General features: G+C 77.2%; 1 protein-coding gene. It reads right to left on the bottom strand.

What is annotated here, in order from left to right:
- Positions 1-316 (bottom strand): methionyl-tRNA formyltransferase (locus ACFFNX_RS49825; RefSeq protein WP_378213491.1); only part of this gene is annotated, 316 nt, incomplete at both ends.

Below are 316 nucleotides of genomic sequence, written 5' to 3'. Positions count from 1 at the left end.
CTCGGCCTCCGGCGCCGGGCGTACGGGGCCGAGCTTGAGCCGGTCGCCGCGGAACGTGGTCCAGGCCCCCGGCGCGGGCGTGCAGGCGCGGACGCGCCGGTCGACGTGCTGGGCGGGCAGCGTCCAGTCGACGTGGGCGTCCTCGGGCGTGAGCTTGGACGCGTACGAGACGCCGTCGACGGGCTGCGGGCGCGGCTCGAGCTCACCCTCCTCGACGCCGTCCATGGTCGCGACGAGCAGGTGCGCGCCGGCCTCGGCGAGGCGCCGGACCAGGTCGCCGCTGGTGTCGGTCGCCAGGATCGGCTCGGTCACCACG

Origin of the sequence: Actinoallomurus acaciae, assembly GCF_042429965.1 — a bacterium.
In the GTDB taxonomy this organism is placed as follows: Bacteria; Actinomycetota; Actinomycetes; order Streptosporangiales; family Streptosporangiaceae; genus Actinoallomurus; species Actinoallomurus acaciae.
This window is presented reverse-complemented; position numbering and strand designations above follow the sequence as displayed.